This window comes from Mycetocola sp. CAN_C7 (assembly GCF_015752285.1).
Lineage (GTDB): Bacteria > Actinomycetota > Actinomycetes > Actinomycetales > Microbacteriaceae > Mycetocola_A.
Window position 1 is genome coordinate 374,849 of sequence record NZ_JADOUY010000004.1, and the last position, 22,327, is coordinate 397,175.

General features: G+C 66.7%; 17 protein-coding genes and 1 tRNA gene. 16 read left to right on the forward strand and 2 right to left on the reverse strand.

Going from position 1 to position 22,327, the window contains the following annotated elements:
• Window positions 1-28 precede the first annotated feature (28 nt).
• The 13 genes from mfd (at window position 29) to IWX78_RS11235 (ending at window position 15,084) form a co-directional block, all read left to right on the forward strand.
• The gene (mfd, locus tag IWX78_RS11175; RefSeq protein WP_196833596.1) at window positions 29-3,643 is read left to right on the forward strand and encodes a transcription-repair coupling factor; all 3,615 of its coding nucleotides are present in this window, start codon (window positions 29-31) and stop codon (window positions 3,641-3,643) included.
• 70 nt (window positions 3,644-3,713) lie between these two features.
• On the forward strand, window positions 3,714-4,592 hold the full coding sequence (locus IWX78_RS11180) for an SDR family NAD(P)-dependent oxidoreductase (RefSeq protein ID WP_334684694.1): 879 nt from the start codon (window positions 3,714-3,716) through the stop codon (window positions 4,590-4,592).
• Entirely contained in the window at window positions 4,589-6,016 is a 1,428-nt protein-coding gene (locus tag IWX78_RS11185) for an aldehyde dehydrogenase family protein (RefSeq protein WP_196833598.1), read from the forward strand. Before IWX78_RS11180 ends, IWX78_RS11185 begins: the two co-directional genes overlap by 4 nt.
• Window positions 6,006-6,665, forward strand: a complete 660-nt coding sequence (locus tag IWX78_RS11190) for a MazG family protein (RefSeq protein ID WP_196833599.1) — start codon at window positions 6,006-6,008, stop codon at window positions 6,663-6,665. The genes IWX78_RS11185 and IWX78_RS11190 overlap by 11 nt, the downstream gene beginning before the upstream one ends.
• Before the next feature lie 36 nt (window positions 6,666-6,701).
• Entirely contained in the window at window positions 6,702-7,994 is a 1,293-nt protein-coding gene (hisS, locus tag IWX78_RS11195) for a histidine--tRNA ligase (protein WP_196833600.1), read from the forward strand.
• Window positions 7,995-8,126: 132 nt separating this feature from the next.
• The gene (eno, locus tag IWX78_RS11200) at window positions 8,127-9,407 is read left to right on the forward strand and encodes a phosphopyruvate hydratase (RefSeq protein ID WP_196833601.1); all 1,281 of its coding nucleotides are present in this window, start codon (window positions 8,127-8,129) and stop codon (window positions 9,405-9,407) included.
• Window positions 9,408-9,496: 89 nt separating this feature from the next.
• The gene (locus tag IWX78_RS11205) at window positions 9,497-10,051 is read left to right on the forward strand and encodes an FtsB family cell division protein (RefSeq protein ID WP_196833602.1); all 555 of its coding nucleotides are present in this window, start codon (window positions 9,497-9,499) and stop codon (window positions 10,049-10,051) included.
• A 43-nt stretch (window positions 10,052-10,094) separates the two neighbouring features.
• Window positions 10,095-10,628 carry a DUF501 domain-containing protein gene (locus IWX78_RS11210; RefSeq protein WP_196833603.1) on the forward strand — a complete coding sequence of 178 codons (534 nt, stop codon included), beginning with the start codon at window positions 10,095-10,097 and terminating at the stop codon, window positions 10,626-10,628.
• The gene (locus IWX78_RS11215; RefSeq protein WP_334684695.1) at window positions 10,625-11,899 is read left to right on the forward strand and encodes a S8 family serine peptidase; all 1,275 of its coding nucleotides are present in this window, start codon (window positions 10,625-10,627) and stop codon (window positions 11,897-11,899) included. Before IWX78_RS11210 ends, IWX78_RS11215 begins: the two co-directional genes overlap by 4 nt.
• Window positions 11,900-11,943: 44 nt before the next feature.
• Complete coding sequence (locus IWX78_RS11220) at window positions 11,944-13,371, forward strand: NAD(P)/FAD-dependent oxidoreductase (protein ID WP_196833604.1); 1,428 nt, start codon at window positions 11,944-11,946, stop codon at window positions 13,369-13,371.
• Between the two features lie 290 nt (window positions 13,372-13,661).
• Window positions 13,662-13,734, forward strand: a tRNA-Leu gene (locus IWX78_RS11225).
• 133 nt (window positions 13,735-13,867) lie between these two features.
• Window positions 13,868-14,128, forward strand: a complete 261-nt coding sequence (locus IWX78_RS11230) for a zinc-ribbon domain-containing protein (RefSeq protein ID WP_196833605.1) — start codon at window positions 13,868-13,870, stop codon at window positions 14,126-14,128.
• Window positions 14,129-14,220: 92 nt separating this feature from the next.
• Window positions 14,221-15,084 carry a class I SAM-dependent methyltransferase gene (locus tag IWX78_RS11235; protein ID WP_196833606.1) on the forward strand — a complete coding sequence of 288 codons (864 nt, stop codon included), beginning with the start codon at window positions 14,221-14,223 and terminating at the stop codon, window positions 15,082-15,084.
• 8 nt (window positions 15,085-15,092) lie between these two features.
• Here IWX78_RS11235 and IWX78_RS11240 read toward each other — a convergent pair whose 3' ends face one another.
• A complete protein-coding gene (locus IWX78_RS11240) occupies window positions 15,093-16,760 on the reverse strand; it encodes a bifunctional 3'-5' exonuclease/DNA polymerase (RefSeq protein ID WP_196833607.1) in 1,668 nt (555 codons plus the stop codon).
• Window positions 16,761-16,816: 56 nt separating this feature from the next.
• Window positions 16,817-18,814 carry an Ig-like domain-containing protein gene (locus IWX78_RS11245; protein WP_196833608.1) on the reverse strand — a complete coding sequence of 666 codons (1,998 nt, stop codon included), beginning with the start codon at window positions 18,812-18,814 and terminating at the stop codon, window positions 16,817-16,819.
• Between the two features lie 234 nt (window positions 18,815-19,048).
• On the opposite strand from IWX78_RS11245, the gene IWX78_RS11250 reads away from it, so the two are divergent.
• The 3 genes from IWX78_RS11250 to IWX78_RS11260 all read left to right on the forward strand — a co-directional run bounded on the left by IWX78_RS11250 (window position 19,049) and on the right by IWX78_RS11260 (window position 22,302).
• The gene (locus tag IWX78_RS11250) at window positions 19,049-20,296 is read left to right on the forward strand and encodes an alanine racemase (RefSeq protein WP_196833609.1); all 1,248 of its coding nucleotides are present in this window, start codon (window positions 19,049-19,051) and stop codon (window positions 20,294-20,296) included.
• Complete coding sequence (locus tag IWX78_RS11255) at window positions 20,293-21,606, forward strand: D-arabinono-1,4-lactone oxidase (RefSeq protein WP_196833610.1); 1,314 nt, start codon at window positions 20,293-20,295, stop codon at window positions 21,604-21,606. Before IWX78_RS11250 ends, IWX78_RS11255 begins: the two co-directional genes overlap by 4 nt.
• Window positions 21,607-21,735: 129 nt before the next feature.
• Entirely contained in the window at window positions 21,736-22,302 is a 567-nt protein-coding gene (locus IWX78_RS11260; protein WP_196833611.1) for a LemA family protein, read from the forward strand.
• Window positions 22,303-22,327 lie beyond the last annotated feature (25 nt).

Genomic DNA, 22,327 nt, shown 5'->3' on the forward strand with positions numbered 1-22,327 from the left:
TGTCACTGGTGCCGCGTAGACTGTTGCGGTGATCCTTCAGGGCTTAATCGCAGCGCTTTCGCGCGCCTCCACATTCGACAACGCCCTCGGCTACGCCGGCCGCGACGCCGATTTCTCCGTCACAGACGGCCTCAGGGCCCCCCTTCTCGCCGGGCTCATCGACGCCCGCCGGGCTTCCGGGCTCCCGCCTGCCCTCTTCGTTGTCACACCGACCGGTCGAGACTCCGAATCGTTGCGCGCCGCACTCGAGAGCGTCGTTCCGGACGCTCGTATCGTCGACTTTCCGGCCTGGGAGACGCTTCCACACGAACGGTTGAGCCCGAGCGCCGAGATCGTCGGCAAACGTCTCGCCGCTCTGCGTGAAATGACCGGTTGGAACCGGCAGAGCCCGCTCATCGTGGTCGCGTCCGTGCGTGCCGCCCTGCAGCCGCTCGCAGACAACCTCACCGAGGTCGAGCCCGTCCCGCTGGTGGCAGGAGCCCGAGGGCACGACCTCGCCCGGCTGGCCGGTCAACTCGTCGAACTCGCGTATGTTCGGGTCGACATGGTGTCCCGCCGCGGGGAGTTCGCGGTACGCGGTGGCATCCTCGACGTGTTCCCTCCGGTGGCTGAGCATCCGTACCGAGTCGAGTTCTTCGGAGACGAACTCGAACAGATCAGGGCGTTCTCGGTCGCAGACCAGCGTTCCCTCCCGGAACCCGTTGACCGGATCGGGCTCCCACCTGCCCGCGAACTCCTTCTCAATGCGGCGGTGCGCCAGCGGGCGGCCGAGATGCAGCACGAGTTCCCCAGCATGACGGCGTTGCTCGAGAAGATCGCCAATGGCATCCCGGTCGAGGGCATGGAATCCCTCGCCCCAGCCCTGCTCGACCGGCTCGTGCCCGTCAGCCACTACTTTCCGGCCGGAGCGGCTGTCGCGGTTATCTCGCCCGAACGCGTCGCCACCCGAGCAATCAGTCTCTCCGAAACGAACCGCGAGTTTCTCGCCGCGGCGTGGAGCGCGGCGACCGCCGGGGCGCAGGCACCCATCGACCTCGCGAGCGGGGAGTTCATCAGTCTCGGCGATCTCCGTGACGCCACACGGTTCAGTGCGCCGGGTGCGCCCGCTCCCGACCACCCCTGGTGGACGCTCAGCACGTTTCAGCAGGGACCGGACGATGTGCTCCCCGAGGAGCGCGAGATGGACGAGCTGCTCACGGTCAGGGTCGCGGCCGAACCTGTGCCGAGTTTCTCCGGGAACGTCGACGGTGCAATCGACCATGTCGCGTCGCGGCTGCGCGACGGCTGGACCGTTGCCATCGCCGCCAGGGGAGCCGGCCTCGTCGAACGCGCCAGAGACGTTCTGGCCGAGCGTGAGGTCCCCGCGCGTCTCGTCGCTGAATTCCCGTCGGACCCTGAGCCGGGGATCGCCTACCTGTTGCAGGCGACGGCGGAGAGCGGATTCGAACTGGTTGAGGCCAAACTGGCGCTGATCAGCGAAAACGAGTTCTACGGACGCACTGTCGGCTACGACTCGCGCCAGGTGAAGAAGCTGGCTTCGAAACGCAAGAACGTCGTCGACCCGCTGCAGCTCAAGACCGGGGACTACGTCGTGCACCAGACCCACGGCATCGGCCGATTCGTCGAACTGAGCCAGCGCGAGGTCTCCAGCGGTGGACGCAACCCGACAAAGACCCGGCGCGAATACCTCACCCTCGAATACGCGCCGTCCAAACGGGGTTACCCGGGCGACAAGCTGCTCGTGCCGACCGACCAGCTCGACCTGCTCAGCCGATACGTCGGCGGAGAGGCGCCTGCACTGTCGAAGATGGGCGGAAGCGACTGGTCACAGGCGAAGAGCCGGGCCCGCAAGGCCGTGCGCGACATCGCCGTCGAACTCGTGAAGCTGTATTCGGCACGGATGGCATCGAAAGGGTTTGCGTTCAGCCGGGACACTCCGTGGCAGCGTGAGCTGGAGGAGGCTTTCCCGTTCGCGGAGACGCCCGATCAGCTCACCACCATCGACGAGGTGAAGGCCGACATGGAACGGCCCATCCCGATGGACCGGCTGCTCTCGGGTGACGTCGGGTTCGGCAAGACCGAGGTGGCCATCCGCGCCGCGTTCAAGGCGGTGCAGGACGGTAAACAGGTGGCCATGCTCGTGCCGACGACGCTTCTGGTGAAACAGCACTTCGAGACCTTCTCCGAACGATTCGCCGGGTTCCCCGTGCACCTCCGTGCGCTCAGCCGGTTCCAGACCGCCAAGGAAGCAAAGGAGACCCGCGACGGACTCGAGCGCGGAACCATCGACGTCGTCATCGGCACCCATCGTCTGCTGAGCGACGGCATGAAATTCAAGGACCTGGGACTCGTCATCATTGATGAGGAGCAGCGCTTCGGCGTCGAGCACAAAGACGCTCTCAAGAAGCTCAAGACCAACGTCGACATTCTTGCGATGAGCGCGACGCCGATCCCGCGCACCCTCGAGATGGCGGTGACCGGCATCCGTGAGATGTCGACGCTGGCAACGCCGCCGGAGGAACGGCATCCGATCCTCAGCTTCGTCGGACCGTACAGCGAGAAACAGGTCGGTGCGGCGATCCGCCGTGAGCTGCTGCGCGAAGGACAGATCTTCTTCGTACACAACCGCGTATCCAGCATCAACAGGATCGCGGCCCAACTGGCCGAGATCGTCCCGGAGGCACGTATCGCTGTCGCACACGGCCAGCTCTCCGAGAACGTCCTCGAACGCGTCGTCGTCGACTTCTGGGAACGCAAGTTCGACGTTCTCGTCTGCACGACCATCATCGAGACCGGCCTCGACATCCAGAACGCCAACACGATCATCATCGACCGGGCAGACAAATACGGTCTGAGCCAGCTGCACCAGTTGCGCGGGCGGGTCGGCCGCGGTCGTGAACGGGCGTACGCATACTTCCTCTACGACGAGAACAAGCCGCTCTCCGAGACCGCCCACGACCGGTTGTCGACGATCGCCGCCAACAACGAGCTGGGCAGCGGAATGCAGGTCGCGCTCAAGGATCTCGAGATCCGTGGTGCAGGCAACCTGCTCGGCGGCGAGCAGGCCGGCCATATCGCCGGGGTGGGTTTCGACCTGTACCTGCGCATGATCGGAGAAGCGGTCTCCGACTTCCGTGGCGACGTCGCCGAGGGGCAGACCGAACTGCGGCTCGAGCTGCCCGTCGATGCCCACATCCCCGAGGACTACGTCGACAGCGAGCGGCTCAGGCTCGAGGCCTACCAGAAGCTGTCGGCGGCATCCGGCCCGGCTGCCGCCGACGACCAGATCGGCCTCGTCATCGAGGAACTCGCCGACCGCTACGGTGAGCCTCCTGCGCAGGTGCAGAACCTCATCGCCGTGTCGCAGCTGCGACAACGAGCACAGCGCGTCGGGCTGAGCGAACTCGTGGCGATGGGCAGCAACCTCCGTGCGGCGCCGGCCAACCTGCCCGACTCGCTGCAGGCCCGGCTGCGCCGGATGTACCCTGGCGGCAAATACCTCGCCCAGGCCAACGCGCTGATCGTGCCGATGCCAGACAAACACGGCGAAAAACTCGACGACGCCGAGCTGATCGCCTGGGTCGGGCAGTTCCTCGATGCGCTCTTCCCGCTCCCGCCGAAGGAGGCGACCGCCGCGTCGTAGCTGTTCAGCGACCGTCGAGTTCCTGGCATCGATTAGGGTGGGGATCCACAGCATCCGATGGAGGTTTCCCGTGGCATTCACCGTCGCACACGCCCGCGTCCTGGTGACGGGAGGCGCGTCGGGGATGGGACGGATCTACGCCGAGCGCGCGGTCCGTGAACAGGCCGAATCGGTCACACTGTGGGACATCGATGCCCTGGCCCTCGACGAGACGGCGAGCGCACTCTCCGGCTTCGGCACAGTGATCCACACCCGCGTCGTCGACGTCTCCCTGCTCGACGACGTGGCGGATGCCGCCAGGCACGAACTCGGCGAGGGTCGTGTGCCGGACGTGCTCATCAACAACGCGGGCATCGTGCGGGGGAACGGCTACTTCTGGACCTCGGACTCCCGGCGTGACACGGAACCGACGATGCGGATCAACGCGATCGCACCGATGCATGTCACTCGTGAATTCCTCCCCGCCATGATCGAGGATGCCTTCCGTGAGAAGCGGATCCTCAACGTGGCGTCGGCGGCCGGCACACTGTCGAATCCGCGGATGAGTGTCTACGCCGCGTCGAAATGGGCAGTGATCGGCTGGAGCGACTCCGTCCGGCTCGAACTCGAGCGGTCGGGCAACGGACACGTTCGCATCACAACCTTCTGCCCGTCATATGTCGCGACCGGAATGTTCGAGGGCGCCCGAGGACCACTCCTCACTCCGGTTCTGCACCCCGATGTGGCCATCGACCGGGCGTGGCAGGCCATGCTCGCGGGGAAAGCGTTCAGGATGACCCCGTGGACCGTCACCCTGGCGAGTGTGCTTCGTGGTGTCCTTCCCCGGCCGCTCTGGGACATCGTTGCCGACCGCGTGTTCCATGTGTATTCGAGCATGGATGACTTCGCCGGCCGCGAGACGGCAGTCGCCCCCACCGAGCGGACCTCAGACGACGCGAGTCGCGCATGACCGACGTGCTCGCCCCCGAGATCCCCGCCCTCCTGGCTGGGTTGCGCGACACCTACCACTCGGGCCGGACCAAACCCCTGGCCTGGAGACTGCGGCAGTTGCGAGGTCTGCGTCGGATGCTCCTCGACCAGGGCCAGGAACTCGAGAGGGCCCTGGGCCAGGACCTCGCGAAAAGCCCGATCGAATCGCAGCTCACCGAGATCGGCGTGGTGCTGGGCGAAGCCGACCACGCTCTCCGGCACCTTCGCCGGTGGCTGCGCCCGAAACGCGTTCCTGTGCCGCTCACGGTAGCTCCGGCGACTGCGCGCGTGATCCGTGAGCCGCTCGGCGTCGTGCTCATCATCTCGCCGTGGAACTACCCGGTCCAGTTGTCGCTCGTCCCGGTCGTCGGGGCTCTCGCCGCCGGCAACGCCGTCGTGCTCAAACCGAGCGAGTTCGCCCCCGCCACCTCCGAACTCCTCGCACGGTTGCTGCCCGGCTACCTCGACAGCGACGCGGTCGCGGTCGTCGAGGGCGGGGTCGAGGAGACCACCCGGTTGCTCACGGAGCGTTTCGATCACATCTTCTTCACCGGGAACGGAACAGTCGGCCGGATCGTCGCGCGGGCTGCAGCGGAGCATCTGACCCCGGTGACCCTGGAGCTCGGCGGCAAATCACCGGTCTACGTCGACGCGGATGCCGACCTCGCCACCACCGCTGACCGGCTCGCGTGGGGCAAATTCATGAACGCGGGCCAGACCTGCGTCGCCCCTGACTATGTGCTCGCGACTGGGGAAACAGCGAGTCGACTCGTCCCGCTTCTCCGCGCCGCCATCGGCAGGCTGTACGGACCCGACCCGAGCACGAGCACGGACTACGGACGCATCGTCAACGACCGGCAATTCACCCGGCTCACCGGTCTCCTCGACGGGTTGAATCCGGAGATCGGTGGAACGGTGGATGCCGGCAGCCGCTACATCGCCCCGACGGTGATCGACGGCGTGGCCGCCGACGCTCCGATCATGAGCGAGGAGATCTTCGGCCCGCTTCTCCCGATCGTGCACGTGTCAGGCCCGGACGAGGCCATCACCGTCATCGCCAACCGCGACAAACCGCTCGCGCTCTACCTGTTCACACGCTCCAGCGTGCTCGTTCGCCGCTTCCTCCGCGACACCTCGTCCGGTGCCGTCGGCGTCGGCATCCCCGCCGCACACCTCTTCGTCCCCGGGCTCCCGTTCGGTGGGGTGGGGGAGAGCGGCGTCGGCCGCTATCACGGGGAGTTCTCGATCGACACCTTCAGCCACCGCAAGGCCGTGCTCGCCAAACCGATGCGCCCTGACACGGTGAAACTCGCCTACCCACCGTTCTCGGCTCGCCGCGAGCTATTCGCCCGGCTGTTCATCGCGCGGACCGGATCACGGAGCGGTCAGGCCGATGACCGATAGTCCTCTGCCGAACATGGACGCGCTCGCCGCCTCGATGAGGACCGTGCTCGACACCTGCGTCTGGAGTCAGACGAGAACGCACGCGTCGCTCGTCACCTACCTCATCGAGGAGAGCTATGAGCTCATCGATGCCGTCGAGGCCGATGATCGCGACGTCATGCTCGAAGAGCTCGGCGACGTGCTCCTGCAGGTGGTGTTCCACGCCGAGATCGCGAATCGGACCCCGGCTGAGCGGTTCTCACTCGACGACATCGCCCGTGCTGCGAACGAGAAGATGATCCGACGGCATCCGCACGTCTTCGGGGAAGAGACCGCCCTCACCGTCGACGACGTCTGGCGGGTCTGGAGTGCCGCGAAGGCTGCAGAGAAGTCCACGAGGACGAGTGCGCTCGACGGGATTCCCCAGAGCATGCCTGCTCTCGCACTCGCCGAGAAGGTGCTCACCCGTGCCGAGCGGGCCGGTCTCGTTGCGCCGGCCGGACGATCGGTGCAGCAGTTCACCGACGAGGCTGAGCTCGGGAAGCTGCTCCTCGACATCTCCGCGGATGCCCGGGAGCAGGGACTAGACGCGGAGCGCGCGCTCCGCACCGCACTGCGGGAGCTGCAGGACGGAATCCGGGAGCGGGAACGCGACGACCGCGACGACTGAACGGAGTGGCACGAGGCCACGTGCCAGAATTGAGGCATGGCCTCACCTGTGACACCGCCCCGCGGCATGCGCGATTTTCTTCCCCGAGACAAGGCCAGGCGCGAACACGCGCTCGGGGTCATCCGGCGGGTCTACTCCGATTTTGGTTTCGACGAGATCGAGACCCCGGTTGTCGAGGACTTTGCCCGACTGCACTCCGGACTCGGAGGCGACAACGAGAAGCTGGCGTTCAACGTCCTCAAGCGGGGACTGACCGCCGAGGATGCCGCGGCGGCAGCGACCGCAGACAGCCTGGACTCCCTGACAGACCTCGGCCTCCGATTCGACCTCACTGTGCCGCTCGCCCGGTTCTATGCCAGCCACCGGGCCGACCTCCCGCCGGTCTTCCGGTCGATCCAGATCGCCCCGGTCTGGCGGGCCGAGCGGCCGCAAAAGGGGCGCTACCGTCAGTTCGTCCAGTGCGACATCGACATCATCGGCGAGCCGGGTCCCCTCGCCGAAATCGAACTCATCACTGCCACCTCCGCTGTGCTCGGAGCGCTCGGCCTCACCGACTGCCGGGTGCGGATCAATGACAGACGGCTGCTCATCGGCATGCTCGAGGTTTTCGGATTCGACCGTTCCGAGCACGCCGGTGTACTCATCACCGTCGACAAGCTCGACAAAGTGGGTACGGATGGCGTGATCACCGAGCTGCGTCAGCGCGGGGTGACAGCGGCAGCTGTCGAACGACTCGACGAGTACCTTGCTCAGCCGCAACCGGACGTTCTGCCGTTCGGTGAAGACCAGATCCGTTCCCTCCTGCCGGCTGGCGTGGATGCCACGGTGATCGCCGACCTGGCCGCCATCGGTCTCGCTGCGGGCGGCACGGGCACCCCGGTCGTCTTCGACCCGTTCCTCGTGCGGGGGATGGGCTATTACACCGGGCCGATCTTCGAGATCGAGCACCCCGAGCTCGGCTACTCGCTCGGCGGCGGAGGCCGCTATGACGGCATGATCGGGCGGTTCCTCGGCCAGGACGTGCCAGCAACCGGGTTCTCGATCGGCTTCGAGCGGATCGTCGACCTGGTCGACCTGCAGGAGAACGACCGAGCGGCATCCGCTGTTCTCGTCTACGACCGCGACGTGTCGCCGGCGAGGCTCGTCGCTCTCAAGTCCGAACTCATCGCGGCGGGAACCCGGGTCCGGTTGGAGAAGCGGGTGAAGAACGTCACCTCCCTGCTCGACCGGGTCACCGCAGAGGGATTCCGTTCATTCGCGGTCGTCACGGCGGCAACCGCATCCGTCGCGGATCTCGAGCTGAAGCCGCTCGGCGCCCGCAGCGCCTGACCCAGCAGAAGCCCGTTCCCTGGGTGGGGCGAAACGTCCTCGTAACCTGACGGGACCGGATGGCTAGACTGAACCCCGGGTCAACGTCGCTCCACACAATTCACCGCAACACCCCTGAACAGGAGAAAAACTGTGGCACTCATTGAGGCTGTAGGCGCTCGCGAAATTCTGGATTCCCGTGGGAACCCGACGGTAGAGGTCGAGGTGCTGCTCGACAACGGTGTCGTCGAGCGTGCCGCTGTGCCGTCCGGCGCATCGACCGGAGCATTCGAAGCATACGAATTGCGTGACGGTGACTCGGACCGCTACCAGGGCAAGGGTGTCCTCAAGGCGGTCGACGCGGTCCTCGACGAGATCGGTGCCGCTGTCGAAGGCCTCGAGGCCGACGACCAGCGTCTGCTCGACAAGACGCTGATCGACCTCGACGGAACCGACAACAAGGAGCGCCTCGGCGCCAACGCCATCCTCGGCGTCAGCCTCGCCGTCGCGAAGGCAGCAGCCCAGGCCGCTGACCTGCCGCTCTACCGCTACCTCGGTGGACCGAACGCCCACGTGCTTCCGGTTCCGCTTCTCAACATCATCAACGGTGGCTCACACGCCGACAACGATGTCGACATCCAGGAGTTCATGATCGTTCCCCTCGGAGCCGAGAGCTTCTCAGAGGGCCTGCGCTGGGGCGTCGAAACCTACCACGCGCTCAAGGCGCTTCTGAAGTCGAAGGGCCTCGCCACCGGACTCGGAGACGAGGGCGGTTTCGCGCCGAATTTGCCGAGCAACCGTGCCGCACTCGACCTCATCGTCGAAGCCATCACCAACGCCGGTTACACCCCTGGGAAGGACATCGCGCTCGCACTCGACGTCGCCGCAACCGAGTTCTTCACGGACGGCGCATACCGGTTCGAGGGCAAGCAACTCTCCGCCCAGGAGCTCAGCGCGTACTACGTCGAGCTCGTCGCCGACTACCCGCTCGTCTCCATCGAGGACCCGCTCGAGGAGGAGGACTGGGAGGGCTACCAGCACCTCACCGCCGAACTCGGCGACAAGGTGCAGATCGTCGGAGACGACCTCTTCGTCACCAACCCGACCCGTCTCGCCAAGGGAATCGACCTCTCGGTCGGCAACTCCATCCTGGTGAAGGTCAACCAGATCGGCACCCTCACCGAGACGCTCGACGCGGTGTCGCTCGCCCAGCGATCCAGCTACACGGCGATCCTTTCTCACCGCTCGGGGGAGACCGAGGACACCACGATCGCCGACCTCGCCGTCGCCACGAACGCCGGTCAGATCAAGACCGGTGCGCCTGCCCGTTCGGAGCGCGTCGCCAAGTACAATCAGCTGTTGAGGATCGAAGAAGAGCTGGGCGAATCCGCGGTGTACGCGGGTCGCAGCGCCTTCCCCCGGTTCTCGGCGTAAACCAGGCCAGTCAACTCCCGGTGTGCGCTGAGAAATCGGCGCACACCGGGAGTTGTGCGTGACGCGACGATACGAGGGGGACTCCAGCAATGGCACGACGACCGGGATCCACCAGGGCGGCGCGCACCCGCGCGAGCAAGCGCAACGCGGCTCTGCCCGAACCCGTCGTCGCCGTCGACGAATCGGAGGCAGGCAGCTGGATCCGCGGCATCCGTTTCTCCGGGTTCGGCCTGCTGATGATGGCTCTCCTGGTCCTCGGCATCATCGTGATCGCACCGAACCTCAAGGCTTACGTGGAGCAACGCCAGCAAATCGCGCAGTTGCAGGCATCCGTCGACTCGAACGAGAGCGACATCACCCGGCTGACCGCCGAGAGGGAACGCTGGAACGACAGCACATACGTGATGACACAGGCCCGCGACCGGCTCTTCTACGTGAACCCGGGTGAGGTCAGCTTCATCGTCATGAACGATGTGGATGCCGCGCTGTTCGGTGAAGATGCCGCGCCGGTCAGCACCGAACTGACCGCAACGAAGGTCGACTGGGCCGAGTCTCTGCTCGCGTCGATCCTCAGCGCTGGTCTCGCCGACGTCGCGACGGAAACGGATGTCGCTCCGGTGCCGCAACCCGAACCGACGCCGTGAGCGTGCGCCAGAAGCAGACCTGCCGAGCAGGGATAATGGACTCATGACGACACCGCCATTCGACACAGTGACGGACGACGACATCCGGGCGGTCTCCGCCCAGCTGGGCCGGCCGGCACGCAATGTGGTCGGCATCGCCGCGCGGTGCGTGTGCGGGACACCGACAGTGGTGTCGACAGCGCCCCGTCTCGACGACGGAACGCCGTTCCCGACCTTCTACTACCTGACCCACCCCGCAGCGACGGCAGCAGTGTCGACGCTCGAGGCGACGCAGGTGATGAACGAATACAACGACCGGCTGGCCGCCGATGAGGATCTCCGTTTCGCATACGCAGCAGCGCACAACGCATACCTGGCCGATCGGGAGAGCATCGCTCTCGTTCCGGAGCTCGCCGGGATCTCGGCGGGCGGGATGCCGGTACGCGTCAAGTGCCTGCACGCCCTTGTCGGACACGCCCTGGCAGCAGGTCCAGGAGTGAACCCGGTGGGCGACCTGGCCCTGGAGCGTGCAGACTGGACTCCGACGGTGTGCCAGTGCATCGTCGACAGCAAAGGAACCGCCCAGGCGGGGGAATGAGCAGGGGCATGCAGAAGCGTCGGGGGATCTTCGCAGGCGGGCTGGTCGCAGTCTTCGTGCTGGGCACGGTGACGGCCGGTGTCACACCGGTGAGTGCCGACCCGGTCCGTGACGCACAGTACTGGCTCGCCGAATACGGCGTCGCAGACGCCTGGGAATTCAGCACAGGCGAAGGCGCCACAATCGCCATCATCGATACGGGGATCGCGGACGGCCCCGTCGAGTTCGACGGTGCCGTCGTCGCCGGGCACGACGCGTCAGGTGTCGGAAGCTCCGACGGTCGGACTCCCGTCGGGGGAGCGGACGAGAACCCCCACGGCAGCTGGGTGGCGTCGCTCGCCGCCGGCCGCGGAAACGGTTCAGGCAACGGAGTCATCGGAACGGCTCCAGACGCCGACCTCATTGCCATCTCGGTCGGATTCGGTTCGAGCGGCTCAACGATCCCGTTCGAAGACCAGATCGCCGACGCCATCCACTTCGCCGTGGACAACGGCGCTGACGTGATCAACATGTCGCTCACCACGAACACCAAGGACTGGCCGCAGAGCTGGGACGAGGCGTTCACCTACGCATACGACCACAACGTCATCGTCGTCGCTGCCGCCGGAAACCGGGGGAGCGGAACCGACGAGGTGGGCGCGCCTGCGACCATCCCCGGCGTGCTTGTCGTCGCGGGAGTGGATCCGGCCGGTGCCGCCAGCTACGACGCATCCAGCCAGGGCATCACCCTCTCGGTTGCAGCCCCCAGCGAGGAACTCGTCGGCGTCTCGCCAGACGGTAGCTACGTGCAATGGGCGGGAACGAGTGGCGCATCGCCCATTGTCGCCGGAATCGCGGCACTGGTGCGTTCACGGTACCCGGACATGGACACGGCCAACGTGATCAATCGCATCATCCGCACCGCCACCCCGGTGGCAGGGCAGGAGCTTCCGAACGCGCTTTACGGATACGGCTACGTCAACGCGGTCGCTGCTCTGACGGCGGACGTCGCAGCGGTCGACGAGAACCCGATGGGCGATCTCGCCGCCTGGATCACGACCTATCGCAAGGCGGCGGCCACACCGAAGCCGGTGCCGGAAGACACAGGAACCATCCCGACCGTTCCGCCGCTCGACACCGTCGCCGCACCGGCGAACCCGTTCCTGCCGACGCGCGACACCCTGCTGTATGTCAGCCTCCCGCTCGCCCTGTTCCTGGGAACTGGTACTCTGGTAGTGCTCGGTGCCATCGGTGCCACCCGGCATCTCAAGCGGGTGGCTCGCAGGCAGTAGCCTGTTCGAGTCCTTGCGATCCCCCCAGTAGGAGTATTCTCACCGTGCCAAAAATTCTGATTGTCGGCGGCGGCTATGCCGGTTTTTACACCGCATGGAAGCTGGAAAAGTGGCTGCGCGCAGGCGAAGCCGAGGTCACGATCGTCGACCCTCTTCCGTACATGACGTACCAGCCGTTCCTCCCCGAGGTCGCAGCCGGCTCGATCGAACCGCGCCATGCGGTCGTCGCGCAGCGTCGTCACCTCAAGAAGACCACGGTGATCACCGCCAAGGTCACGAACGTCAACCACGCCGAGAAGAAGGCCACCATCGTTCCGGCGATCGGTGAGGCGTGGGAGTTCGACTACGACATCGTCGTCGTCACCGCCGGTGCTGTTTCGCGTACCTTCCCGATCCCCGGTGTCGCTGACGAGGCCATCGGCCTCAAGACGATCGAAGAGGCTGTCGCGATCCGCGACCGCGTTCTCGCGAACTTCGACAAGGCTGCCAGCCTCCCCGCAGGCCCTGAGCGCGACCGCCTGCTCAACTTCGTCGTCGTCGGCGGCGGTTTCGCCGGCATCGAGGTCTTCGCTGAACTGCGTTCGTTCGCGAGCGCGCTGCTCAAGCGGTACCCGCAGATCGCGTTCGACGACATCCAGTTCCACCTCATCGAGGCCATGGGACGCATCATGCCCGAGGTCAGTCTCAAGACCAGCCACTGGGTGCTCAAGAACCTCGCCGAGCGCGGTGCGCTCGTTCACCTCGACACCCAGCTCTCGTCTGCGGTCGGCGGCAAGATCGAGCTCTCCACCGGCGAGTCGTTCGAGTCGGACCTCATCGTCTGGACGGCCGGTGTCATGGCCAACCCGCAGATCGTGCGCAACACCGACCTTCCGATCGAAGAGCGTGGCCGCCTGGTCGTGCGTCCTGACCTCCGCGTCGGCACCGACGACGAGATCATCCCGGATGCCTGGGGTGCCGGTGACGTCACCGCGATCCGCGACCTCTCCGGTGGTGGTGTCGGTGGGTTCTGCGTACCGAACGCTCAGCACGCCGTCCGTCAGGGCAAGCTCATGGCGAAGAACATCGTTGCGGTTCTCCGTGGTGAAGAGCCGAAGCAGTACCTGCACAAGAACATGGGCGCCGTCGCCGGCCTCGGTATCGGTGTCGGTGTGTTCCAGTCGGGCAAGATCGCGATCAAGGGACTCCCGGCCTGGTTCGCCCACCGTGGCTACCACGGCCTGGCCATGCCGACGTGGGAGCGCAAACTGCGCGTCATTGCCGGCTGGGTCGGCAACGTGTTCCTCGGCCGCGACATCGTCAACCTCAGCGCCGTGCAGAACCCCCGTGCTGCGTTCGTCGAGTTCGCCTCACGTCCGAAGCCGCCGGCAGCTGCAGAGCCAGCGGCAGACGCTGCCCCGGCGAAGAAGGCTCCGGCGAAGAAAGCGGCGAAGCCCGCCGCCGAGAAGGAAGCCGTCGCTGCCTCGAAGTAGCATCCGTCTGTGAGGCGAGCCCGGTCCGGAATGGACCGGGCTCGCTCTCGTCAGCCCACGTGGAGGCATCCGCCGCTGTGCTGCGCTGCACATTCAGGAGAGCTCTGCGAGTTCAGGAGAGCTGCCCAGTCAGGAGAAACTCCACATTCAGGAAATTCTCGCGACACGCCGCCTGCGGAGACCCCCGGAACGGCGTGTCGCAGCAGATCTCCTGAATCTGGATGTCGACAGGGCTTCGGTGCAGCGTCGGTCGTGGGGCCGGCGGGCTCGGCAATAAACTGAGGCAGCACGCCCCCGTAGTCCAATGGCAGAGACAGGCGACTTAAAATCGCTCCAGTGTGGGTTCGAGTCCCACCGGGGGTACACGCGGCCGTCGCGATGAGTGCTGCCTATTCTCGTCCACGCGGCCGTTCCAGTTGCAGTCCGGTACTCAAGTGCCCCATCGGCCGGGCGCAAGCCCCTCTTCGTCGAACGTCCCGCTCCGTACACTCGACGGATGCTCCTCATTTTCGGCACCACGCTTCGCAACCGTATCCTCACCGTTGTGCGCTTCGTGTGCGAGTACTGTCGCACGGATGCCAGCCAGCAGGTGACCGAGAACGCCACGAAAGTGTCGGTCTTCTTCATCCCGCTGTTCACGGTGTCGCGCCGGTACTCCGTCGCCTGCTCGAATTGCGGCGGCGTGACCGCCCTCACGAAGGAGCAGGCGACAAGCGGCATGCAGTGGGCAGAACGGAACCGCCCGGTCACCAACTGACCGAACCGGCCTCCCGCCCCCTGTCGCCGGTACCCAGCCGCGCGTAGACTGCCGCGCACTGCGCAGCGTCGCGCCTCAGGCAGGAGAACCTCATGCAGGACCACACCGGCACGCACGCCGACTTCGGCTCCGGAATGGACCCGGCCGTCGCCAGGCATTACGGGAACCCTCAGCTCGAGGTCGCCATCCTGGGCGCACTGACGGCGACCGGGCGTGACATCGACCACCTGCAGCCTGACGACCTCCTCACCGTCGACGAATTCCACATCGGAGGGGTACAGTCGGCACGCGACCTCGCCCTCGCCGCCGGGATCACCGCTGGATCGCGGGTGCTCGACGTCGGATCCGGCATCGGAGGACCCGCCCGGCTGTTCGCCTCCCATTACGGCGCAACCGTGGTCGGGGTGGACGTCACTCCCGAGTTCGTGCGAACGGCGGCGTCGCTCACCGAACGCACGGGTCTCGCCGACCAGGTCGCCTTCGTCGACGCCAGCGCCCTGAACCTGCCCTTCGCCGACGAAGAGTTCGATGTCGCAACGCTCCTGCACGTCGGCATGAACATCGCAGACAAAGGAACCGCATTCGCCGAGGTGGCCCGCGTGCTGAGGCCCGGGGGAGTCTTCGCGATCTACGACGTCATGCGGTCAGCAGAGGGAGACCTGGCCTACCCGCTCCCGTGGGCTGCGACCGCCGCCATCTCGTTCCCGGCGTCCCGTGCCGCGTACGAGGATGCCCTCGGTGCGGCCGGGTTCACCGTTGAACGTCACCGCGACCTCCGCGACGCCGGAATCGAATTCATCGAGGCCATGCCGAAACCGGCTCAGGGGGAGCGGCCGTCACCGCTCGGGATGCACCTCGTGCTCGGACCTGACGGGCGGACACGGATGACCAACCTTCTCCATGCGATGAAGGCCGGGCTCCTCGCCCCGGTCGAACTGATCGCCAGGAAGAGCTGAATGCGCCTCTACTTGGCCTGGTCGTAACTCGACACGACGGCGACGCTGAGGGCGAAGTCGACCGGGAACGTGCCGAACAGGAGCCGGCCGGCATCCGCCGCCGCGTCTCTGATCGCCTCGGCGACCTGGTCGGCGAGGGGCGCGGGGGAGTGCACCATCACCTCGTCGTGCAGGAAGAGAACGAGGTGCGGTCGACTGTCAGCGTCGCCGAGGGCGCACAGCCGCTGACGCAGCCCGGCCATCCAGCACATCGCCCACTCGGCAGCGGTGCCCTGAGCGACGAAGTTGCGTGTGAAGCGCCCCCAGTCGCGTGCGGCGAGACGTGCGCGGCGTTCGTCGGCCGGGGTGGCGTCCGGCGATGCCCCTGCACGCTGCACCTCGCGCCAGCCGTCGCTCGGCAACGGGGAACTCCGCCCGAGCCAGGTGCTCACCTGCTCGCCACGTTCTCCCGCTCTGGCGGCCGCCTCGACGAGCCCGATGGCCAGCGGAAACGCCCGCGTGAGCTTCGGCATCAGCTGGGCGCTCTCACCGGTCGTTGCGCCGTACAGAGCGCCGAGCATCGCCAGCTTCGCGTGCGCCCGGGTGTTGACCACGCCGGCGTCGACGAGTCCCTGGTAGAGGTCGAGCCCGCGGCCCGCCTTCGCCATCGCCTCATCGCGTGACATGGCCGCGATGATGCGGGGTTCGAGTTGGGACGCGTCTGCGACCACAAGTGTCCAGCCGTCGTCGGCACGCACGGCTCCTCGCACCTGCGCAGGCAGCTGGAGCGCGCCCCCGCCCCGGGTGGCCCAGCGCCCGGTGACGACACCGCCGACGACGTACTCGGGGCGGAACCGTCCGTCGGTGATCCACGCCTCCATCCACGCCCAGCCATTCGCCGACAGCAGGCGAGCCCCCTTCTTGTATTCAAGCAGTGGGGCGATCACCGGATGCCGTAACTCCCGCAGCTCCCATTTGCTCGTCCCCGATACGCCGAGTCCCGCCTTTTTCAGCGCCCTGAGCAGATCGGGTTGCGAGTCCGGGTTGAGGGCAGGGGCCTGGAGAGCCGAGCGGATCTCATCGGCAAGCGCCTCGAGCTTTGCCGGGCGGCCACCGAATTGCGGACGGGGACCGAGCACCTCGGTGAGTGTTGCAGCGTGCACCTCGGCGCTCCACGGCATCCCTCTGCTCCTCATCTCTTCGGCGATGAGTGCGCCGCAGGACTCCGCCGCAAGCAGCAGCCGAAGCCGGAACGCCGCCCCCGGGTCGGCTGCGGCCAGGGTGTCGAGGACCCGACGTTGCAGGAGGAACTCTTCCAGCGGATCAGTCTCGTCGTCGTGCGGCTCGTCATCGAAGAGTGTGTTCTGACGCTGCCCGGGCGGGTGAGGCGGCAGATCCCACGGCGTTGCAGACCTTTCGGCAAGCTCGGAGTTGCGTGTCGACTGCGCCAGCCGCAGGATGCGGTGACAGAGCCGCAGGTCGTGTGACCGTTCGACGGCCACGCCGGATTCGAGGAGCATCGGGTACCACAGGGTCGTGTCACTCCAGACCCAGCGGGGGCGGTCGCGTTCGCGCCTGGCGATGTCGGAGAGCACGTCGGCAGGCTCGACGTGCACCGGAGGGGAGAGGATGCCGTCGTCGCTGACCTCGGTGAGGGTCACCGCCCCGCGGGGAGACCCTGACAGCACGATGAACACCTGTTCATTCTCGCGCAAACGACCGACAGCGGCGGCATCGTCGGACGGCGAGCGGGTCAGTCAGCGGTGAGAGCTGGCTGGATGACCCGGCGCCACAACCACACCGAGAAGCCGAGCGCGCCGAAACCCAGGCCGATGAATACCGCGATGAGAATGCCTCCGTTGGTCTGCCAGACGTCGACGACCGGTGCGAGCAGCGCAAACAACACCGTGAGAACGATGGTCGCTGCCGCGAACCACACCGGCCGCGACCAGACCAGCAGGGCGCGACCGTCGAGCCGACCGAGCGGGATCAGGAGGATGGCGGCCGATCCGATTCCGGCCATCGCCCCGATGTTGGCGACTTCGGTGAGGAGGGTATCGATGAAGCCGGATGCCGGGCCCAGCAGCGTCGATGCCAGCCAGGCCAGCACCCCGAAGACGAAGACGGTCCCGACGCGCAGGAGGGCGAGGACGCCCCGCGTCGATCGAGCGCCAGCGGCCACAGTGGCGGTGAACACGATTCCGAACACCAGTGCGGGCTGGAGGTCGAGCACTCGCGAGAGCAGAGCGACAACTCCGACGGTGAGAAGGAGCCGGGGTGCGAGAGTCACCCGCACTGCGTCTGTGAACAGTTGACGCGCCAGAAGCCGCGGAAGGACGGTGGAAGCCAGGTTGAGGAGCGCGACGGCGACCACCGAAGCCAGGAAGACGCGCAGGTACTCCGGCTGGCCGTGGACCGGGTTGGCGAAGAGCGCGATTCCGCCCGCTGCCACGACGATGCCGATCGCGGCGGCGATAGCGCTCGGTGAGGCGACGAGGGGGAGCGGGTCGTCGTGGGTGGGAACCCTGTTGCGCCCGGTGAGGCTCAGCGCCTGGGGCTGTGGTCTCCTGCCACCCACCGTCGTTGCGAGCATCCGCGCAGGAACGAGGAGCAGGAGGATGGCGACACCGGCGAGGATCAGGGCTCGCAGCCATGACAGCTCTCCGGCGCCGAGAACAGGAACACCCGAGGTGAACGGCGTCGAACTGACCCAGCTGTCCGCCATCGGCGGCGGCCCGGCGTCGGGGCTCGTCGGTGTCGGGGCCGTCGGGGTCGGAGAGGCGCTCGGCGGGTCGACGGGTGCGACGGGAGCGGGGGACGGGTCGACGCCCTGTGTCGGGTCGGGAGCCGGCGTCGCCGCCGCGGGCTCGGCGACTCTCACCCCGACGGGCCTGCTTCCGCCGCCGACGTTGCCTGCGACATCCTTCTGGAACGCCGTCACCGTCAGCGTTCCTGTCGGCAGCGACTCGCTCGTGCACGACCAGTTGCCACGCGAGACCGTTGCCGTGCATACGGCGACGTCTGAGCCGGATGCCGTCACCGCGAAGACGTCGACCGTTGCCCCGTTCTCGCCGGTTCCCGAGAAGCTCGACCCGGCCGGGCGGAGGGCGCTCCCTGCCGTCGGGGAGGTGATGCGCGGGGCACCCGGCGGGTCGACGTCGAGAAGGATCCTCCGTGCGGCGCTGGGGCCCGAGAACTGATCTTCGCTGAACGAGGTGGACTGGGTGGCCGTCACCGTGAACGTTCCGCTTCCGATCGTCCGCGGCAGCACGTAGGCCCAGGTGCCATCAGACGCGGCTGGGAAGCTCCACGACCGTCCACCGCCGATCGACAGCGTGATGGTGGCGTCAGGGTACCCGCCGCCCTGCACGAGGCCGCTCGTCGGCTGGGCGCTGCCTGCTGCGATGGTCGGCGGGGCGAGGATGTCGAGAGTCACCGGTTCCGATTCGGTGTTCGGCATGCCTGGCACGAGCTGGACGGCGGAGAGCACGATGCCCGGCCCGCTCGGCAGGCGAGAGACGGCACACGACCAGGTCGGCTTGTCGTTGTCGACGGTGCAGACGTTGGTGCGCGACGAACCTGCGAGAACCTGGATCTCGGAGTTCGGAGTCTTGGTTCCCGTGACCGTCGCTGAGGAGGAGCCGATGAACGACCCGGACACCGGAGACGTGATCGTCGGAGCGGAAGCAGACTCGGGTGCGACGGGGTCGGGTTCCGCGTGGGCAGCAGCGGGGGCGATCAACGCAAGCATGAGCGAGACGGTTGCCACGAGGAGCGGCGCGATGGCTCGCGAGCGTCGCCGTATCGGCTCCGCCGACAGGCCCCCGTTCGGCGCCGCTGATCTGAATATCCCCACTGTGCTTCCATTTACAAGGCCAGCTCGCATCAAGTCAAACCGCCACGCCTGTTTGGGGGCCATTCTCAGGCTCGCCGACCGGCCAACGCGTCGGATCCTCCACTAACGTGGTGCACAGGAAGGACGGTCATGGTCATCACGCTCTCCGCACGGGGCAAGGCGAGCGCTGACCCGGCGCCATGGCTCGACTCCCGACGTTTCTGGACCGGCATCGACGACTCCACGGCCGGGCTGGAAACTCCGCTGGCGGTCCTGCACCTCGGAGCCCTCCGTTTCAACACCCACGACCTCGTCCGTCGCGCCGGGGGCAAACCCGTCCGCGTCGCCAGCAAATCGATCCGCGTGCGGGGACTCATCGATGCCCTCCTGGCAACGGACGGATACGCCGGCGTTCTGGCCTTCACCCTCCCCGAGGCACTCTGGCTCGCCGACACCGTCGACGACATCGTGGTCGGCTACCCGACAGCGGATGCCGCGGCGATTCGCCGGCTGGCCACCGATCCCGTCGCGGCCGCCCGGGTCACCCTCATGGTGGACTCGGTCGAACACCTCGATTTCATCGACACGTGCATACCGCCCGGTTCGAGGGAGACGCTCCGGCTCTGCGTCGAACTCGACGTGTCCTGGCAGGCCGCGCCGCTCGGGCACGTCGGAGTCTGGCGCTCGCCGGTACGAACGGCTGCGGAGGCCGAGCTCCTGGCTCGAACGATCGGATCCCGACCTGGTTTCACCCTCGTCGGGATGATGGCGTACGAAGCCCAGATTGCAGGGATCGCCGACAGGACGACGTCCCGGAACGCCTGGTCGACCACGCTTCGCTGGATGAAACGCAACTCGATCCTTGAACTCACCGAACGGCGCGGAGCGGCCGTTGCCGCTGTTCGCCGCGTGAGCGATCTCGAGTTCGTGAACGGCGGGGGGACGGGGTCGTTGGAGAGCACCTCCCGCGACGAATCGGTGACCGAGCTCGCCGCGGGCAGCGGCATCCTCGGCGGGCATCTGTTCGACAACTACCGTACATTTCATCCGGCACCGGCAGCATCCTTCGCCCTCTCCGTCGTGCGCAAACCCTCACCGTCGATGGCCGTGATCCTCGGCGGCGGGTGGGTAGCCTCCGGCCCACCCGGTATCGATCGGATGCCGCGCCTCGCCTGGCCAGAAGGCCTCGAGCTGATCCCGCGCGAGATGGCGGGGGAGGTGCAGACGCCCATCCGGGGGAAAGCGGCCACTCTGCTGTCCACCGGAGACCGGGTGTGGCTGCGCCACTCCAAATCGGGCGAACTGAGTGAGCGTGTCAACGACTTCGTCGTCGTCGACCAGGGGGCGGTCGTCGACCGCCTGGTGACCTATCGCGGCGAAGGACAGGCGTTTCTGTGACAGCGACCGGAGCCGTGTGGCACAACTGGGCACGAACAGAGCACGTCAGACCGCTGCGCGTCGAGCGACCACGCACGACCGCGGCGGTGCAGCGGGCGGTGCGGGCCGCCGCCGGCTCGGGAATCCCCATCAAAGCGGTCGGCTCCGGTCACTCCTTCACCGGCATCGCCGTCGCAACCGGTGTGCAACTCGCCCTCGACGACCTCTCCGGGCTGATCGGTCGCCCGACCGCCGATGGCCGGGTGACGTTCTACGCCGGAACCCGCCTGCACGAGATCCCGCGACTGCTTGCACCATACGGACTCGCCATGGCGAACCTCGGTGACATCGATCGTCAGAGCATCAGCGGAGCGATCTCCACCGGCACTCATGGCACCGGTTCGGTGTTCGGCGGGCTCGCCACCCAGGTTCGCGGGATGACCCTGGTCACCGGAGAAGGAGAGATCCTGCGCGTCGACGATACGACGAATGCCGAGCTCCTCCCCGCCGTCGCCCTCGGTCTCGGTGCGCTCGGCATCATCGCCGAAGTGACGCTCGCCTGCGTTCCCCGATTTCTGCTCGAAGCGGTCGAGCAGACCGAGCCGCTCGCCGACGTGCTCGACACCGTGGCCGAGCGGACGGCATCCGCGGATCATTTCGAGTTCTACTGGTTCCCTCATACCGAGACAGCGCTCACGAAGACCAACACCAGACTTCCGGGGTCTGCTGCACGCAAGCCGCTCTCCCCCATGTCCCGCTGGGTCGATGACACCCTCGTCGCGAACGGGCTGTACCGGGCTCTGTGCTTCACCGGCACCGTTCTTCCTCCCGTCATTCCCGTTGTGAACCGTCTCGCCGGGAAGCTGACAGGCAACCGGCGCTTCACCGACCGCTCGCACCGCGTGTTCACCACGAAGCGCACCGTGCGCTTCCGTGAGATGGAATACGGCCTGCCCGCCGAGCACGTGCCCGCCGTTCTCCGCGAGATCGAATCGCTGATCGCTCGCAAGCGCTGGCGTATCAGCTTCCCGATCGAGGTGCGCTTCGCGCCGGCAGACGATCTCTGGCTGTCGACCGCGACGGGCAGGGCGACCGGGTACATCGCCGTTCACCGTTACCACCATGAGAACCCCGAGCCCTACTTCCGCGCGGTCGAAGCGATCTTCCACGAATACGGTGGCCGGCCGCACTGGGGAAAGATGCACACGCAGGGTGCCGCGTCGCTCGCCGGTCTCTATCCACGCTTCGACGACTTCGTTGCATTGCGGGATCGCCTCGATCCCCGACGGCTCTTCGCCAACCCGTATCTGAACCGGGTGCTCGGCGACTGACACCCCGAGCATTTGCCTTGAGTGTGGCCCTCCTCCCCAGTCGACGGCTGGGTCCAGCCCCTAGAATGGTGGAGTTCACAGGCGCCGACTGCGCGCTCTGCACGCTCAGCACACAAGGGAGTCCTCGCCATGGAATGGCTCATTCCGCTACTCATCGTCGTCGCACTCGCGGCCATCGTCGGCATCTATTTCTGGGTGACGTACAACTCCCTGGTGTCGCTCAACGTTCGCGTTGACGAGGCATGGAGCGACATCACGGTGCAGCTCAAGCGTCGCGCGGATCTCATCCCCAACCTGATCGAATCGGTCAAGGGCTACGCCGCACACGAACGTGCCGTGTTCGAAAACGTCACCAGGGCTCGCGCCGAGACGCTGGGCGCCCAGGGGCCGGCAGACGCCTCAGCCGCTGAGAACCACATGCAGCAGGCGCTCAAGTCGATCTTCGCGGTTGCCGAGGCGTACCCGCAGCTCCAGGCCAGCCAGAACTACCTGCAGCTGCAGGGTGAACTCGTCGACACCGAAGACAAGATCCAGGCCTCGCGCCGGTTCTACAACGGTGGTGTGCGGGAACTCAACACCAAGATCAAGGTGTTCCCCAACAACCTCATCGCCAAAAACCTCGGCTTCACCGAACGCGAGTTCTTCGAGGTCACAGACAACGCGGCGATCGCTGAGCCGCCTCGCGTGCAGTTCTAGAGGTCAGACTCATCCGACGGCTCGA